Annotated in this window: 15 protein-coding genes; 9 read left to right on the top strand and 6 right to left on the bottom strand. The window is 72.5% G+C overall.

What is annotated here, in order from left to right; genetic code table 11:
- Positions 1–34 precede the first annotated feature (34 nt).
- Entirely contained in the window at positions 35–730 is a 696-nt protein-coding gene (locus ACH45E_RS22300; protein WP_361445666.1) for a L,D-transpeptidase family protein, read from the top strand.
- 20 nt (positions 731–750) lie between these two features.
- Here the strand turns inward: ACH45E_RS22300 and ACH45E_RS22295 are convergent, their stop codons facing one another.
- Positions 751–1,968, bottom strand: a complete 1,218-nt coding sequence (locus ACH45E_RS22295; protein ID WP_361445663.1) for a Gfo/Idh/MocA family oxidoreductase — start codon at positions 1,966–1,968, stop codon at positions 751–753.
- Between the two features lie 98 nt (positions 1,969–2,066).
- On the opposite strand from ACH45E_RS22295, the gene ACH45E_RS22290 reads away from it, so the two are divergent.
- Complete coding sequence (locus ACH45E_RS22290) at positions 2,067–3,233, top strand: ROK family transcriptional regulator (RefSeq protein WP_361445660.1); 1,167 nt, start codon at positions 2,067–2,069, stop codon at positions 3,231–3,233.
- Between the two features lie 110 nt (positions 3,234–3,343).
- Positions 3,344–3,529: a hypothetical protein gene (locus ACH45E_RS22285; protein WP_361445657.1), complete on the top strand. Its 186-nt coding sequence runs from the start codon at positions 3,344–3,346 to the stop codon at positions 3,527–3,529.
- 79 nt (positions 3,530–3,608) lie between these two features.
- Here the strand turns inward: ACH45E_RS22285 and ACH45E_RS22280 are convergent, their stop codons facing one another.
- Together ACH45E_RS22280 and ACH45E_RS22275 are read right to left on the bottom strand one after the other, a co-directional pair.
- A complete protein-coding gene (locus ACH45E_RS22280) occupies positions 3,609–4,985 on the bottom strand; it encodes a S1 family peptidase (protein WP_361445654.1) in 1,377 nt (458 codons plus the stop codon).
- A gap of 128 nt (positions 4,986–5,113) precedes the next feature.
- Positions 5,114–5,944 carry an SAM-dependent methyltransferase gene (locus ACH45E_RS22275; protein ID WP_361445651.1) on the bottom strand — a complete coding sequence of 277 codons (831 nt, stop codon included), beginning with the start codon at positions 5,942–5,944 and terminating at the stop codon, positions 5,114–5,116.
- 155 nt (positions 5,945–6,099) lie between these two features.
- Here ACH45E_RS22275 and ACH45E_RS22270 point away from each other — a divergent pair, with 155 nt between their 5' ends.
- From ACH45E_RS22270 to ACH45E_RS22260, 3 genes are all read left to right on the top strand, one after another.
- A complete protein-coding gene (locus tag ACH45E_RS22270) occupies positions 6,100–7,278 on the top strand; it encodes an aminotransferase class I/II-fold pyridoxal phosphate-dependent enzyme (protein ID WP_361445648.1) in 1,179 nt (392 codons plus the stop codon).
- Positions 7,279–7,341: 63 nt separating this feature from the next.
- Positions 7,342–8,100 (top strand): type 1 glutamine amidotransferase domain-containing protein, encoded by a 759-nt coding sequence (locus ACH45E_RS22265; protein WP_361445645.1) that lies wholly within the window; start codon positions 7,342–7,344, stop codon positions 8,098–8,100.
- A gap of 9 nt (positions 8,101–8,109) precedes the next feature.
- Positions 8,110–8,496 (top strand): PPOX class F420-dependent oxidoreductase, encoded by a 387-nt coding sequence (locus ACH45E_RS22260; protein WP_361445642.1) that lies wholly within the window; start codon positions 8,110–8,112, stop codon positions 8,494–8,496.
- Positions 8,497–8,580: 84 nt separating this feature from the next.
- On the opposite strand, the gene ACH45E_RS22255 is transcribed toward ACH45E_RS22260, so the two are convergent.
- The 3 genes from ACH45E_RS22255 to ACH45E_RS22245 form a co-directional block, all read right to left on the bottom strand.
- Complete coding sequence (locus ACH45E_RS22255; protein ID WP_361445639.1) at positions 8,581–11,352, bottom strand: hypothetical protein; 2,772 nt, start codon at positions 11,350–11,352, stop codon at positions 8,581–8,583.
- A gap of 162 nt (positions 11,353–11,514) precedes the next feature.
- Complete coding sequence (locus ACH45E_RS22250) at positions 11,515–11,928, bottom strand: zinc ribbon domain-containing protein (RefSeq protein ID WP_361445636.1); 414 nt, start codon at positions 11,926–11,928, stop codon at positions 11,515–11,517.
- A 173-nt stretch (positions 11,929–12,101) separates the two neighbouring features.
- The gene (locus ACH45E_RS22245; protein WP_361445633.1) at positions 12,102–12,812 is read right to left on the bottom strand and encodes a TetR family transcriptional regulator; all 711 of its coding nucleotides are present in this window, start codon (positions 12,810–12,812) and stop codon (positions 12,102–12,104) included.
- 125 nt (positions 12,813–12,937) lie between these two features.
- Between ACH45E_RS22245 and ACH45E_RS22240 the strand changes: the two genes are divergently transcribed.
- The 3 genes from ACH45E_RS22240 to ACH45E_RS22230 all read left to right on the top strand — a co-directional run bounded on the left by ACH45E_RS22240 (position 12,938) and on the right by ACH45E_RS22230 (position 14,939).
- A complete protein-coding gene (locus ACH45E_RS22240) occupies positions 12,938–13,732 on the top strand; it encodes a peptidoglycan-binding domain-containing protein (RefSeq protein ID WP_361445630.1) in 795 nt (264 codons plus the stop codon).
- Positions 13,733–13,791: 59 nt separating this feature from the next.
- Positions 13,792–14,274, top strand: coding sequence for a flavin reductase family protein (locus ACH45E_RS22235; RefSeq protein WP_361445627.1), 483 nt, complete (start codon positions 13,792–13,794; stop codon positions 14,272–14,274).
- A 74-nt stretch (positions 14,275–14,348) separates the two neighbouring features.
- On the top strand, positions 14,349–14,939 hold the full coding sequence (locus ACH45E_RS22230) for a response regulator transcription factor (protein ID WP_361445624.1): 591 nt from the start codon (positions 14,349–14,351) through the stop codon (positions 14,937–14,939).
- The last annotated feature ends 311 nt before the right edge of the window (positions 14,940–15,250 follow it).

The following is a 15,250-nucleotide window of genomic DNA, read 5'->3' as shown; positions in this document are numbered from 1 at the left end:
TGCGGTGACCGGGACAGAAAGGCGAGAGGTAGGCATGGGGGACATACGCAGAAGAAGCGCGGTAGCACTGGGCATCACCTCAATCGTGGCGCCGCTCACGCTCGCGCTGGGCACCGCTCCGGCGCAGGCGGCGAGTTGTACGACACAGGCAGGGCCGTACCAGAAGCAGGTGGAGAAGTTCCTCGGCCGTCCGGTCGACGGAAGGCAGTCCTCCGCCGACTGCAGGGCCATCCAGGCCTTCCAGAACAAGCATGGCATCACGCCCGCCGTCGGCTACGCGGGTCCTGTCACCTGGGGCGTGATGGACCTCATGAACAAGCAGAAGGCCGTCGGGGACGACCCCAACAAGGACGGCAAGTGCCCGGTGAACAAGGGCCGCATCGCCTGCGTGAACCTCAGCCTCCAGCTGAGCTGGGTCCAGGACGGCGACAGGCTGGTCTACGGCCCGGTGCCGGTGCGCACCGGCCGGGACGGGTTCGAGACCCGCACCGGCCTGAAGAAGATCTACTGGCGTGACATCGACCACGTGTCGAGCGTCTACAACGTCCCGATGCCCTACAGCCAGTTCTTCGACGGCGGCCAGGCCTTCCACTCGGTGAATCTCAGCATGTGGAACCCGCCGGGCTCGCACGGCTGCGTCAACATGACCACCAAGGACGCCAAGAAGTACTGGTCGCTGCTGAGGACCGGCGACGACGTCTTCGTCTACGGCCGCAAGCCGGGCACCTGACATGCCGGGCACCTGATCCGTCACCCCTGGGGCGCGTCCCCGAAGTCCGGGATCTCCAGCCGGACCCCGCCCTGCCGCGCGGACTCGTGCGCGACGATGCCCGGCAGGGTGTAGCGGGCCGCGACCCAGGCGTTCACCGACGGCAGGGTGCGGTTGCCCACGGCGGTCACGAAGTCGTCCACCAGGAAGTGGTGGCTGCCCTCGTGGCCGTTGTGCAGGTGGTCGAACTCCCTCGGCAGCCGGGACCGGTCGTGCACCGGCGCCGAGCCGGAGGTGAAGGCCGCCCGCAGCTCCGGCGCGATGTGCTGGAGCGAGGGGTCGTCCGGCGACATCGTGGGCTTGGGCTCCAGCAGCTCCGTGATGTCCTTCACACCCTTCTTGTCCTGCCACAGTGCGACCGTGGCGAGCTGCTCCATGCTCGCCTCCGTACCGAAGAACCGGAACCGGGATTCGCGTATGTGCGAGGGGTAGCCGACCCTGCGGAACTCGTTCGTGCGGAACGATCCGCCGCCCGCCACCTCGAACAGCGCGGTCGCGTTGGAGAAGTCGTTGCCGAACTGGCTGACCTCCTTGTCGAACACGCCGTCCCCGCGCTCGTCGACCACACCGATCGCCGACACGCTCACCGCGTGCGTCCCCCAGGCCCCGAGCACCCCGCCCACCGAGTGCGTCGGGTACAGCAGCGGCGGATAGCTGGCGGTCTCCTTCCAGTTCTCGCCGCCGCTGTACTGGTACGCCTCGTAGAACCCCAGGTCCATGTCGTGGACGTAGTCGCCCTCGGCGTAGAACAGCCGCCCGAAGGCGCCCTCGGCGATCTGGTTACGGGCGTGCACGGTCGCCGGGTTGTACTGGCTCGTCTCGCCCATCATGTAGGTCAGCCCGGTCGCCCGGACCGCGTCGATGATCGCCGCGATCTCCTCCGTGCTGATCGCCATCGGCACGGCGCTGTACACGTGCTTCCCGGCGTTCAGCGCCCGCAGGACCAGCGGGCCGTGGGTCCAGCGCTGCGTGAAGATCGCCACCGCGTCCACCGCCGGCGACTCCAGCATGGACTCGTACGAGGGGAAGGTGCCCGCGAGCCCCTGCGCGGCGGCGAGCCGCTCGGCCCGCTCCGGCAGCAGGTCGGTGACGAACACGTCGCCGACTCCCGGGTGGGCCTGGAACAGCGTGGCGAACTGGCCGGAGAACTGTCCGGCTCCGACGATGCCGACGGAGAAGGTGGTGCTGGTGGATGTCATGGGTTTACTTTTGAAGCAAAAGAATCTAGGTGTCAAGAGTCGGCAACCGGTCGATTCCTCCTCCCCGCCGCCCGGAGAGGATGGCAGACTTATTTCTGATGCAAAAACAACCTGAGCCCGGATGGCACCCGCTGAGCCCCGCGGAGCGCTCCGTGGCCATCGAGGTGCTCGTCCACGGCCCCCTCTCCCGCACCGAGCTCGCCCGGCGCCTGCACCTCTCGGCGGGCAGCCTCACCCGGCTGACCAAACCGCTGATCGAGTCCGGTCTGCTGGTCGAGGTGCCCGAGTCGGGCGCCGCGGACCGGACCCGGCAGGGGCGTCCCTCGCAGCCCCTGGACGTCGTGGCCGGCTCCCGGGCCTTCCTCGGGTTCAAGGTCACCGACGACATGGTCTACGGCGTCGTCACCACGCTCCGCAGCGAGGTCGTCGCCCGGCTCGACCGCCCGCTCACCGGTCATGACCCCGGCGAGGTGGCCGACGTGCTGGCGGCGATGACGGCCGAGCTCGCCGCCGGCGCCCCCGCCCCGCTCGCGGGCATCGGTATCGGTGTGGGCGGTCTGGTGCGGGAGCGCGCCGTGGTCGGTGAGTCCCCCTACCTGGGCTGGCGCGATGCGCCCCTGGCCCGGCTGGTGGGGGAGCGCACCGGGCTGCCGGTGGTCGTCGAGAACGACGTCGCCGCCCTCGTGGAGGCCGAGACCTGGTTCGGGGCAGGGCGCGGCCTCGACCGTTTCGTGGTGCTGACGATCGGGGCCGGCATCGGCTACGGACTGGTGCTCGGCGGCAAGCGGGTGCCCCACGCCGAGGAGGACCGCGGGTTCGGCCGGCACTGGATCGTCCAGCCTCATGGCCCGCTGACCCCGGACGGCGCGCGCGGCAGCGCCGTGTCCCTGCTCACGATCCCCAGCATCCGCTACCAGATCCGGGCCGCCACCGGCCGCGACGCGACGTACGAGGAGATCCTCGCCCGCGCCGCCGACGGGGAGCCGATGGCCACGCGGGTGATCGACGAGGCGGCTCGGGCGCTCGGCACGCTGATCGCCCAGATCGCCAACTTCGTGATGCCGCAGAAGATCCTGCTCGCCGGCGAAGGGGTCGGGCTGATGGACGTGGCCGGTGCGGCGGTGCACGAGGGCATCCGGGCGGGCCGCCACCCGCTGGCCCCGCCGGTCGGGCTGGAGACGAAGATCTCCGACTTCCACGACTGGGCACGCGGGGCGGCCGTGCTGGCGATCCAGGTGCTGGTGCTCGGCACCGTCGAGGGCTGAACTCCCCGTAGCTCTCCGCTCTCTTGAGCTCTCTTGACGTGACGAGTAACACGGTCCTTAATGTCCGAATTCCACGTACTTACTCACGGTGCCTTCACGCCGAGCGGCATATGCTTCACACCATGTCCACCACTGTTGAAGCCGTCTCCGAGCGATCGGCCGCGGAGGTCAACGAGGAGATCCGGGCCCTGTGGCTCCGGTCGGGCGGGACACTGACCACCGAGCAGCGCGAGGAGTACCAGCGGCTCGTGATGGAGTGGGCCGCCGCCACTCCTCCGTCGGACCACGCGGCCTGATCCACCGGCCCCCAGCACCGTCCAGGGCACCCGTGAGGACACGGGTGCCCTTCTTTCGTTGCCGTCCGGGGCCGGGGCCTCAGCCCCAGGTCGCCCCGTAGTACCGCTGGTACGCCCTGCGGTCCTGTTCCGAGCGGAAGTAGCGCGTCGCGACCAGGGCGATCAGGCTGCCCGCGATCAGCAGCAGGCCGGGGCCCACGTTCCTGGTGTCGGTGAGGCGGGAGAGGAAGGTGGTGCCTTCCGCGGCGCCGGTGGCCGGGGCCGACGAGCCGGGAGAGGCCGCGTTGGGCGCGACGGCGCTCTGGGAGGCCGTGGAAGAAGGCGCGGACGACGCGTTCTGGCCGCCCGTGGCGTTCTGCGCCGACACGATCAGCTGGACGCCCAGCGCCGACATGGCCTTGGTGATCGGCTGGAAGAACGTCGTACCGCCCGTCTTGCAGTCGCCGCTGCCGCCCGAGGTCACGCCCAGCGCGATGCCCTCCGAGAACATGGGGCCGCCGCTGTCGCCCGGTTCGGCGCACACATTGGTCTGGATGAGGCCGGTGACGGTGCCCTCGGGGTAGTTCACGGTCGCGTTGAGCCCGGTCACCGTGCCGTCGTGCAGCCCGCTCGTGCTGCCGCTGCGGAACACCCGCTGCCCGACCGTGGGATCGGCCGCTCCGGTGATCCGGACGCCGTTGCCGTTGCCGATGGCGACCACGTCGGCGCCGTCCCCGGCCTTCCCGGTCGCGTACTGGATGAGCGAGAAGTCGTTGCCGGGGAAGTTGCTCTGGAGCGTCGTGCCCAGCTGCTGGTTGCCCTGGTTGTCGGCGAACCAGGTGGATCCGGAGGGACCGCAGTGACCGGCCGTGAGGATGAAGTCGCTCTGCCCGTTGGTGACGTTGAAGCCGGCCGAGCAGCGGCCGGTGGTCGACAGGATCGGCTGCGCCCCGTTGACGCGGGTGGTGAAGGTGCTCTGGGTGCGCTCCATGCGCACGTAGCCGCCGATGCCCTTCGCCACCTTCGACAGTTTGGTCCAGTCGGCGGCCGACACGGTCTTGTCGGCCTGCACCACGACCTCGTTGGTCTTGTAGTCCACGGACCACGCCGTGCCGGCCACGCGGGGCGCCGAACGCAGTGTGGTGGCGGCCGACTTCAGGTCGTTCATGCTGTGGTGGACGACCTTCGGCTCGGCCCCCGCCTTCTTCACCATGGCCGCCGCCCGGTCGTCGGTGACCGCGACGACCGGGCGCCCGTCGGTGCCGATCCAGCTGCCCGCCGTACGGGAGGTGCCGAGCTTCGCCACCAGCGCGGTGCCGGTGTTCCCGGCCTGCTCCGCCGTACTGAACGGCGCGGCGGACGTGCCGGGAGTCTCGCTCGCCATGGCCTGGGTGACCATGACGCCTCCCAGCAGGAGTCCGCCGACCGCCGCCAGCTGTGTCACCCGCCGGACGACCCGTCGTCGTGCGTGCCTCATCGCATGGCTCCCGAACCCCGAACGCGCGGTGCCTGGACAACACCGCGGGGCCCTCCGGTCGTTGAGCGCCCTGTCCTTCATACGTGGCCCGGGGCTCAGGTGTTCACCGCACCGGTGATCTTCTCCGGTCAGCTCTTGCGGCCCACCCCGCCGAACATGGCCACTTCCTCCGGCTCGGCCCCGTGGGCGTGCTCCGGGCGCCAGCGCGAGCAGGACACCACGCCCGGCTCCAGCAGTTCGAGGCCGTCGAAGAAGCGGGCGACGTCCTCGGGGGCGCGCTGGGTGAGCTTCGGCGTGCCGTGCTCGTTCCAGAACTTCACCGCCTCGTCCACGTCGGGCATCGCCGGGCTGGTGATGGTGTGCGACAGCACCAGGTGACTGCCGGCGGGCAGCCGGTCCACCAGCTGCCGGACCAGGCCGTACGGGTCCTCGTCGTCGCCGACGAAGATGACCACGCCGAGCAGCATCAGCGCGACGGGCTCGCTGAAGTCCAGGGTCTTCGCGGCGTGCTCGAAGATCGCGTCGACGTTGCGCAGATCCTCGTCGAGGTAGTCGGTGCGGCCCTCGGAGGTGCTGGTGAGCAGGGCCCGCGCGTGGGCGAGTACGAGCGGGTCGTTGTCCACGTACACGATCCGGCTCTCGGGGGCGACGCGCTGGGCGACCTCGTGCGTGTTGTCGGCGGTGGGCAGGCCGGTGCCGATGTCCAGGAACTGGCGGATGCCGATGTCACCGGCCAGGTGCCGCACGGCGCGCCCCAGGAACAGCCGGTCCGCGCGGGCGTACTCCCCGATCCCCGGGTGCAGCGCGCGGATCTGGTCGCCGGCCGCGCGGTCGACCTCGTAGTTGTCCTTGCCGCCGAGCCAGTAGTTCCAGATCCTGGCCGTGTGCGGCTGGTCGGTGTTGATGCGGGCGCGCAGCGACACGGCGACGTCGTTGGTGACTGCCGGATTCTCGGTCACTTCGGTCAGCTCCTGAGGGGCCGGATGAGAGGTACAGGGGTCAAAAGGCAATCTAGACGCCGGAGTTGATCTCCGCCGGTGGTCCGGCCTTTTCCACGGCGCGCGGCGGCCCCGACCCGTACCGCGTCACACTCCCGGCCGCCTATCTTGACCTCATGACCAGCACCCCGCACGGCACACCAGGTGAACCGGACCCCCTGCGCGTGCTCACCCTCGACCGCCTCCGACGTCGTACGAGCATGAAATGGCGCACCTACCCCGAGGACGTGCTGCCGATGTGGGTGGCCGAGATGGACGTGCCGCTCGCCCCGGCCGTGGTGCGCGCCGTCACGGACGCGATGGAACTCGGCGACACCGGCTATCCGGCGGGTACCGCCTACGCCGAGGCGCTGGCCGCGTTCGCCGCCGAGCGGTGGGGCTGGGACGGGCTCGCCGTGGAGCGCACCGCGATCGTGCCCGACGTGATGCTGGGCGTCGTCGAGATGCTCAGGCTGGTCACCGGGCCCGGTGACCCGGTGGTGGTCAACCCGCCGGTCTATCCTCCGTTCTTCCAGTTCGTCACGCACATGGACCGGCGCGTGGTGGAAGCCCCGCTGGGCGAGGGGCTGCGGATCGACCTCGGTGTCCTGGAGGAGGCCTTCCGGGCGGCCGTCGCGGGCGGCGGGCGGGCCGCGTACCTGTTGTGCAGCCCGCACAACCCGACGGGCACCGTGCACACCGCCGAGGAGCTGGCCGCCGTCGCCGCGCTCGCCGGACGGTACGCAGTGCGGGTCGTGGCCGACGAGATCCACGCCCCGGTGGTCGCCGCCGGCGCCGCCTTCGTGCCGTATCTGAGCGTGCCGGGCGGGGAGCACGGTCTGTCGCTGATGTCGGCGTCCAAGGCCTGGAACCTGGCCGGGCTCAAGGCCGCGCTGGCCGTCGCCGGACCGTCGGCCGCCGCCGACCTGGCCCGGCTGCCCGAGGAGGTGAGCCACGGCCCGAGCCACGTCGGCGTCCTCGCCCACACGGCCGCCCTGCGGGACGGCACGGGCTGGCTGGACGCCCTGCTGGCCGGCCTCGACGACAACCGGCGGCTGCTCGCCCGTCTGCTGGCCGAGCACCTGCCCGCGATCCGGCACCGCCCCGCCGAGGCCACCTACCTGGCCTGGCTCGACTGCCGGGCCCTCGGTCTGGGGGACGACCCGGCGGAGGTCTTCCTGGCGCGCGGCCGGGTCGCCCTCAGTTCCGGCATCCCGTTCGGCACCGGGGGAGCCGGGCACGTACGGCTGAACCTGGCGACCTCGCCGGAGGTGATCACGGAGGGGGTACGGCGGATGGCGGCGGCGCTCGGGTGACGGCGGCGGTACCGCGGTGACGGTGGCGGTACCGGGGTGGCGTGGCCCTGACATGATGGGCCCATGCGCGTGCTGATGCCGCTCCCCGACCAGGACTTCGACGTGACCGAGGTGGCCGTGCCCTGGCGGCTGCTGACCCACGCGGGGCACGAGATCGTCTTCGCCACCGAACACGCGGGGACCCGGCCCGCCGCCGACCCCCGGCTGCTCACCGGCGTCCTGTTCGGGCAGCTGGGTGCGGCGGACGAGCCCAGACGGTTCTACGAAGCGCTGTGCGCGGCACCGGAGTTCACCGCCACACAGGGCTGGGCGGACGTGGACGTGGCCGACTTCGACGGCCTGCTGCTGCCGGGCGGACACGCGCCGGGCATGCGGCAGTACCTGGGCTCGGCCGGACTGCGGTCCCAGGTCGCCCGGTTCTGGGCGCTGGGCCGTCCCGTCGGGGCGATCTGCCACGGCGTCCTGGTGGCGGCCCGCACCGAGGACCCGGCGACCGGCCGCAGCGTGCTCGCCGGCCGCCGCACGACCTGCCTGCCCAAGTACATGGAACGCACCGCCTACTGGACCACCGCCTGGCGCCTCGGCCGCTACTACCGCACCTACCCCGCCTACGTCGAGGACGAGGTGCGCTCCGCCCTCGCCGACCCGGCCCGGCAGTTCGAGCGCGGCCCCCGGGAACTCACCCGGCGCGGCACCGCGGACGACGACACGCATGCCTTCGCCGTCCAGGACGGCACCTACCTGTCGGCGCGCTGGCCGGGCGACGCCTACCTCTTCGCCCGCCGCTATCTCGCCCTGCTCGGGCAGCGGTCGTCCTCCTAGACTGCGGGTATGGACGACTCGCCGCTGGAACGGCTCGCCGCGGGCAAGTACCTGCTCGTCACCAGCTACCGCAAGGACGGCACCCCGGTCGCCACCCCGGTCTGGGTGGTACGGGACGGGGCCGCGCTCGGCGTCTGGACGGTCGCCGACTCCTGGAAGGTCAAGCGCATCCGCCGCCGCCCGGACGTCGTCGTCGGGCCCTGCGACGTGCGCGGCCGGCCGACCGGCGACCAGGTTCCCGCCACCGCGGAGATCGGCGACGCGGACACGGCCGAGCGCTACCGGGGCCTCATCGCCCGCAAGTACGGCATCGCCGGCCGGCTGACGCTGCTGGGCAGCCGGCTGCGCCGGGGGCGGGAGGGGACCGTGGGCATCACGGTCACCCTCACACCCTGACGGAGCGGGCCGCGAAAGGCAGGCGGGGCCGCGGCTCGTGCGCCGCGACCCCGCCGGTGTGTGCCGTACGTATGCCGTACGCCGTTACGAGGCGTCCAGCACGGTGCCGTCCAGGACCAGCCTGTCGGACTGGTGGCTGCCCTGGCCGGCGAGCTGCTGGAAGCGGACCGACTCTTCGGGCTCGGCGACCCGGTCCCTGACCGTGGGCAGGGTCACGTCGGTGCTCAGCGAGCCCGCCGGCACGTCCACCCACAGGAAGACGCCGGCATTGGACAACGGCCGCTCCGGGTCCGGCGACGCACCCGTGGCGTCCCTGAGCCACGCCGGGTCGACGTCCTTCGTGGACAGCTCCGTCCCGGAGACCGGGACCGCGGTGAACGCCTCCCCGAGGTCCACGTCGGCGGCCTCCGAGAGGGAGACCCGCCACTTCAGGGCCGCTCCCTCGGTGACCCGGCCGGCCACCGGGGTCACGGTGATCCTGGGCGCGGCATCGTCGTTGTGGACGGTGACCCCGCCCCGGTAGGAGCCGGCGACCGTGCCCTTGACCGCCTTGACCAGGATGTCGTGCGGCACGTCTTCGCCGTACCGCGTGTTCCCCTCGACCTCGACCGGTACGTCGATGTCGTGCCCGCCGGGCCGGACCGTCACCAGCCGGTCCTTCGCCGCACCGGTGACCGGGTCGACGACGTACACGCGTACCTGGCCGCTGCCCTGCCCGGACACCTGGACCGGCACCCGGTAGGTGCGCACGCCCGAGTCGCCCTCGTCGACCGTGGTCCGGCCGACGTCCACGCGCGACAGCTTCGCCGTGCCCGCCGCCGGAGTGCCGGGCCGCCAGCCCCAGGCGTCCATCAGCCAGGCCTGCCCGGACCGTGAACGCGGAGTCAGACGGAGGGACTTGACGTGGTGCAGGTCGAGCCCGGCCCGGCCGGCCGCGGCCAGCGGCACGTGCAGTTCGCGCGCCCAGTACGACGCGGTCCGGTCACTGCCGGGCAGTCCGTCCACCCGCACCCGGCCGAGCGTCGCGGTGCGGCCGGAGGTGTCGGTGAGGGCCACGTCCAACTGCGTCCCGGAGGTGTTCGGCGGGACGATGACACGCACTGCCAGCGCCTTGGCGCCGCCGAGCGAGAGGGGCCGGGCGGTGCTGATCCGCGCCGGGGAACCGGACGACGTCCAGCGCAGCGCGATCGCGTGCCGGCCGGTCTCCTTCCCCGTCTCCCACGTGGCGAAGTGCGGCGAGCTGCCCTTGACGTTCCGGCCGAGGCAGGCGACGGACGGATCGGGGTCGACGGCGGCGCACAGCCGCGCGCCGGAGACGGACACCTGGCCGGCCGGGTCGTCCGGCAGGAACCTGGCACCCCGGTTCGCACCGACCGCGTGGCTGAGCACCCGCGCCGGATCCGCCGACGGGGCCCGCCGGCCCGAACCGTCGAGCAGCGGACGCACCCGGTCGTCCCCGGCGACGAACACCCGGGCGGCCGCCGCGATGTAGGTGGAGCCCGCCTTGTGCTGCTGGTTCGCGGTCAGCCGGGTGGCCGCGCCCTTCCTGCACACCGGGTCCGGGTGGTCCGGGTCGTTCCAGAAGTCGTCCTCGGCCGGGGCCTGCGCCTGTCCCGGCGTCCACTCGGTGTTGAAGAAGTTGTGGTCGGCGCCGATCACGTAGACGGCGCTGTGCAGGGCGGTGCCCCGGCTGACGCCCCGGGTGCCGTCGACGTACACCTCGCCCTGGAGGTCGGAGACATCGCCGTCGCAGCCGGGCAGGATCGACACCGACGGCACGTCGGCCACCGGGTTCTGGCCGAAGACGGTGGGGCCGATCAGTACGGTGCCGCTGATGTGCCAGCGCACCGGGCCGTGGTAGCCGTCCTGGTCCGCTGGCGGCGGGTAGAGGCTGTCCATCGCGGCCCTGTTGACGCCCTCGCCGCCCCGGGAGTGCCCGACGAGCAGGACGCGGGACAGATCGGCGCGCGGCGCGTCACGGACCACCGCCGGTGCGGTACCGGGGTGTTCGGCCCAGCCGGCCCACTGCGCGAGGTGCAGCCGCACCAGCGACGAACGGGCCTGCGCGCCGCCGTCCTCGGCGGCGTCGTCCTGGCCGTTGATGCCGTTGGCGGAGATCGACACCGTCACATAGCCCTGCGAGGCCAGCAGCTTCTGGTCGCGCAGATAACCGCGGTAGCTGGGCACCGGCTTGGTGCCCCTCGTGCAGGGCCAGGCGCCGGTGATGTCGCCGTGCGGGGCGTAGCAGGTGGAGTGGCGCCCGTGCAGGAACAGCGCCAGCGGCCTGCGCCCGGTGGCCCCGGACGGCGCCACCACCACGCCCTTCATCTCCACCGGCTCCGAAAGGCCGGGCAGCCGCACCGACCCCAGCGTGTACTCACCGGTCACGGTCCGGTACCGGCCGGGCTTGCCGGGGTCGACGCCGTTCGCGGGCAGCGGGGCCGGGAGCCTTGCCGCCGCCGTGCCGCGGTCCCGTGACGCGGTGGCCGGCCCGGCGTCCAGCCGCCGCCCGCCCGACCACACCTGGAGGTTCTTCAGCTCGGCCGGCCGTACCCCGTCGAGGCCGAGCCGGAAGCTGTGCCCGTCCTGCCCCGGCGCCGGAACGCCCAGCAGCCGTCCCGCCGTACGGAACTCCACGCGCGCATCGCCCATGGGCACCCGCGCGTCCGACCGCCACACCAGCTCCGGTGCCGAGCGGGCACCGGCGATGTGCCAGCCCGGTGGCAGTTTCTCCTCGGACGCGTTCACCGACGACTGTGCGCCTGACCGCTGTTGCGCCTGTGCCAGCCCTGGAGATCCACCCGCCACCGCGAGCAACACCGTGGCGGTGACCCATATTCGCCGGGCACGGACCACTGTTTTCCTCCTCCGACGCCGAGTTCGGACACCCCGGCCGTCCCGGGGGCCCCTCGCGTTCCGGAGGACGGGAAGAGGCGGCTGTGGGTTGCCTGTGCGGCGGAGGTGAATTCCGCGGCGGTGATGCCTCGTTGACGGAGGGAAGCCGTCAGCTCCGAGCCGTCAGCTCCAGGCGCGGTACGGCTCGTCGAGCAACTGGAAGACGGGCTCGCTGCGCACCGGGTCCTTCGCGGTGGACATCCGCACCCGGTCCCCGCTGTGGATGCCGATGGGCGGCCCCATCACCCGCCCGCGGACGACGAAGCCCTCGGCCATCTCGATCAGCGACACATTGCGCGCGGCGGGCGTGTTGCGGTGCACCACGGTGGAGTGGCGGACCGTGCCCACGCCCTCGCTGCGCTCGGTGCGCAGGTCGCTGCCCTGGCAGACCGGACACAGCAGCCGGTGGTACATGGCGGTGCCGCACCAGTTGCAGCGCTGGAAGACAAGGGTGCCCGAGTCCGCGGCCTGGGGGTCGAGGACGTCCGTCGCCGAGCCGCCCGCCGGATGAGCGACGCTTCCTGAATGGTGGTACACGCTGGTCAACTCCCTGCGCTCGGCCGGAATCCGCGTGCCCGGCCCCGGCCGCGCACACGCGTGCCCGGTTCACCGTGCCACCGTGCACGCCGACAGAGTATGGCACTCAGTGCCACTCGTAAAGGCACTCCGTACCCCGAATCTGTGTCAGTCGATCCGAGGCCCGGGCCGGATCAGCCACGGCCGAGCGCGGACTCGAGTTCCTGCACCACCCGCCACAGCGGCGCACCGCGCCGGGAGACCAGCACGATCACGTCGTCGTCCCGCTGCTCGCCCGGCACCACCACGGAGGGCCGGCCGAAGGCGGACTGCACGTACCCCAGCGCATGGTCCACCGTCGCGCTCGCGTCGCCCTCGCCGCCCGAACGCAGCCAGGAGCGCAGCGCGTTGTTGTGTGCCGCGACCACCGCCGCCGCGATGACGTCGGCCCGCAGCGCACCGTCGGGCCGCCCGGCGAAACGGCCGCGCAGATACTCGGCGAGCGCCCGCTCGTAGCGCCAGACCACGGACAGTTCGTACGCGCGCAGTCCCGGCACCTTCTTGGTGAGCCGGTAGCGCTGCACGGAGAAGTCGGGGTTCTCCGCGTACATCCGCAGCACCAGCCGGGCCGCGTCGCAGACCCGCCGCACCGGCTCGTGCTCCGCGCCGCCCGCGGCCAGGAAGGTGCTCATGTCGGCCAGGCAGCGCTCGTGGTCGGGGAAGACCACGTCCTCCTTGGAGGGGAAGTAGCGGAAGAACGAGCGCCGGCCGACCCCCGCGAGGGCCACGATGTCGTCCACCGTGGTCTGTTCGTAGCCGCGTTCCAGGAACAGCCGGAAGGCCGCCGCCACCAGGGCGTCCCGCATGGGCGGCTTCGCGGCCGCCGCCGCGCTGCTGGAGCTCATGAACGTGAACGTAGCACTCGTCCGGATCTCATGGCACTCAGTGCGGCTTCGGGGGAACTGAGTGCTTTCTGAACTCCGGGGGCGGTGCTTGCGTATCTCTGCTCGGGGACGGAAGGAGAGCGCTTGTGTCGACACCGCACGATCAGGGCGGGCCGAGCCGTGGCCCGGTCCTCGAACCCATCCGCGTCCTGCGTCCCCGCCGCCTCGACGCGCTCGCCGAGCTGATGCGGGAGATGGAACAGGACGCGGCCCGGCCGGAGACCTCCCCGGGGCCGCCCGGCCCGGATGCCGTCGCGGATCCGTTCGCCGCGGATGTCCCGGCGGGCCCGTCGGCCGCGGACGCCTTCGCGGATCCGTCCGGCCCGCAGGACTGGGCGAGGCCGCCCGTCGAGGACGACACCGAGGAACTGCCGCGTGTGTCCGACGCCCCGCCCGGGCGGCAGCGGCGCGCCGCGCGCCGCAGCGGGGCCTTCGGATTCGGCCCCGGGTTGCGCCGCGCCGCCGTCGTGGTCGCCGTCACCGCGGCCGCGCTGGTCGGCTTCGCCTGCGCCCTGCTGCTGCCCGGCCGCCAGGAGACCGCCTCCGCCGCGCAGCCCTCCGCGCCGGCCACCTCCGCCGCCCCCACCGAGTCGGCCGGCACCGCGCCCACCGCCGCGGCCACCGCCACCGCCGACCCGGACGGTGCCGGCACGCTCCGCGAGGGCGACAGCGGACCCGAGGTCACCGAACTGGAGCAGCGCCTGCTGCGCATCCCGGATGTCTACCGGGACGGCTCCACCAGCGGCACCTACGACGCCGGGCTCACCGCGGCGGTGGCCCGCTTCCAGCTCTGGTACGGAATCAGGGGCGACGAGAACGGCGTCTACGGCGACGACACCCGACGCTCACTGGAGTCCCGTACCAGCCTCGCCACCGGGTGAGGCGGGGGCGACCGGGGGCACCCGTGGGGTGAGTACGTGGTGACGGAGGTGAGGCGGGCATGGCGGACCCCGATGTGTTCACGCGCCGGCTCGACCCGGACATGTGCGTGGTCACGGCCGCGGCGGGCGAGGAGCGCTCGGGCTGTCTGGTCGGGTTCTCCTCGCAGTGCTCCCTCGAGCCCGTGCGGTTCGTGGTGTGGCTGTCCAAGGTCAACCACACCTACCGGGTCGCCCTGGACGCCGAGTGTCTCGCCGTCCATCTGCTGACCCGCGAGCAGTACGAGGTGGCGGCCCTGTTCGGCGGGGAGACCGGCGACCGGGTCGACAAGTTCGCCGGCGTGCCCTGGACGCGGGGCCACGGCGGGGCGGTCGTCCTTCAGGACGCGGCGGCCTGGTTCGTCGGCACGGTGGTGGGGCGTGTCGACGGCGGGGACCATGTCGGGTTCCTGCTCGACCCCGTGCAGTGGGGCGAGGGGCGCGCGGGGACGCTGCTGCGACTGGGTGACGCGCTCGCCATCGAACCGGGGCATCCGGTGGACTGACCCGGCCCGGCACTGTCCCTCCGACGGGTGAGTCCGGCGCGCCCGCTCACCGTCCCCGCCTCAGGCTGAGGGGCATGCGCATCGCGGTCATCGGAGACTGTCCCGTCTTCCGGCACGGCGTCTCCCACCTGGTGGCGACCGCCCCCGATCTCCGGCTGGTCGTCACCGTGCCCTCGATCGAGGTCGCGAACGGTGATCTGCGGGGCGCGGAAGTGGTCCTCATGGACTTGCAGGAGCCCCCCGCGGCACTCACCGCGGCCGTGGCGGAGCTGCGGGAGCGGGGGCATGCCGTCATCGTGGTGTCCTCGTCGCCGCAGATCGACGCCGTCCGGGTGATCCGGGCGGGCGCCAGCGGCTGTCTGAGCCGGCAGGCCGAGGGGGAGGAGCTGCTGACGGCGATCCGGCGCGTGGGCTCGGGGGGCGGCTACGTCTCCGTGCCCGCCGGCCACCTGCTCAGGCCGTCCCCGCATTTCACGGACCGGGAGCGGGAGGTGCTCGGACTCCTCGCGGGCGGCGCGACGGACCAGGAGATCGCCCGCCGCCTCTCCATCAGCCCCCACACGGTCCACTCGCACCTCGACCGCATCGGCGAGAAGACGGGTTCCCGGCGCAGATCCGACCTGACCCGCCTGGCCATCGAACACGGCCTGACCGACCGGGGCTGACCCCTCCGGGGCTGACTGCGGGCTCGCCGTCCGTCTCGCCCGTCCGGCAAGCCATGGCCGGCCGTGTGAGGGCGGGGTCGGGGCGCTTCACCGGGCCGTTCGCCGCTGGCCCCGTGGGCGACCGGACATGGCCTGACCGACCGGGGCCGATCCGCCTCGTACGTCGGGGGTGACTGCGGGCTCGCCGTCCGTCTCGCCCGTCCGGCAAGCCACGGCCGGCCGGGTGAGGTCGGGGTCGGGGCGTTTCACCGGGCCGTTTGTCCTTGGCCCGGCCGGCGGCCGGTCACACCGTCCGCCCGCCGTTCTTCACG

Source organism: Streptomyces sp. NPDC020299, from assembly GCF_044387825.1.
Classification (GTDB): domain Bacteria; phylum Actinomycetota; class Actinomycetes; order Streptomycetales; family Streptomycetaceae; genus Streptomyces.
The sequence above is the reverse complement of the archived record's forward strand: the minus strand, read 5'-3'. Positions and strand labels throughout refer to the sequence as shown.

What these genes read in the sequence shown, in the direction of transcription:
- ACH45E_RS22300 (WP_361445666.1), top strand. Translation starts at nt 35, where the DNA reads ATGGGGGACATACGCAGAAGAAGCGCGGTAGCACTGGGCATCACCTCA.
- ACH45E_RS22295 (WP_361445663.1), bottom strand. Translation starts at nt 1,968, where the DNA reads ATGACATCCACCAGCACCACCTTCTCCGTCGGCATCGTCGGAGCCGGA.
- ACH45E_RS22290 (WP_361445660.1), top strand. Translation starts at nt 2,067, where the DNA reads ATGCAAAAACAACCTGAGCCCGGATGGCACCCGCTGAGCCCCGCGGAG.
- ACH45E_RS22285 (WP_361445657.1), top strand. Translation starts at nt 3,344, where the DNA reads ATGCTTCACACCATGTCCACCACTGTTGAAGCCGTCTCCGAGCGATCG.
- ACH45E_RS22280 (WP_361445654.1), bottom strand. Translation starts at nt 4,985, where the DNA reads ATGAGGCACGCACGACGACGGGTCGTCCGGCGGGTGACACAGCTGGCG.
- ACH45E_RS22270 (WP_361445648.1), top strand. Translation starts at nt 6,100, where the DNA reads ATGACCAGCACCCCGCACGGCACACCAGGTGAACCGGACCCCCTGCGC.
- ACH45E_RS22265 (WP_361445645.1), top strand. Translation starts at nt 7,342, where the DNA reads ATGCGCGTGCTGATGCCGCTCCCCGACCAGGACTTCGACGTGACCGAG.
- ACH45E_RS22260 (WP_361445642.1), top strand. Translation starts at nt 8,110, where the DNA reads ATGGACGACTCGCCGCTGGAACGGCTCGCCGCGGGCAAGTACCTGCTC.
- ACH45E_RS22245 (WP_361445633.1), bottom strand. Translation starts at nt 12,812, where the DNA reads ATGAGCTCCAGCAGCGCGGCGGCGGCCGCGAAGCCGCCCATGCGGGAC.
- ACH45E_RS22235 (WP_361445627.1), top strand. Translation starts at nt 13,792, where the DNA reads ATGGCGGACCCCGATGTGTTCACGCGCCGGCTCGACCCGGACATGTGC.
- ACH45E_RS22230 (WP_361445624.1), top strand. Translation starts at nt 14,349, where the DNA reads ATGCGCATCGCGGTCATCGGAGACTGTCCCGTCTTCCGGCACGGCGTC.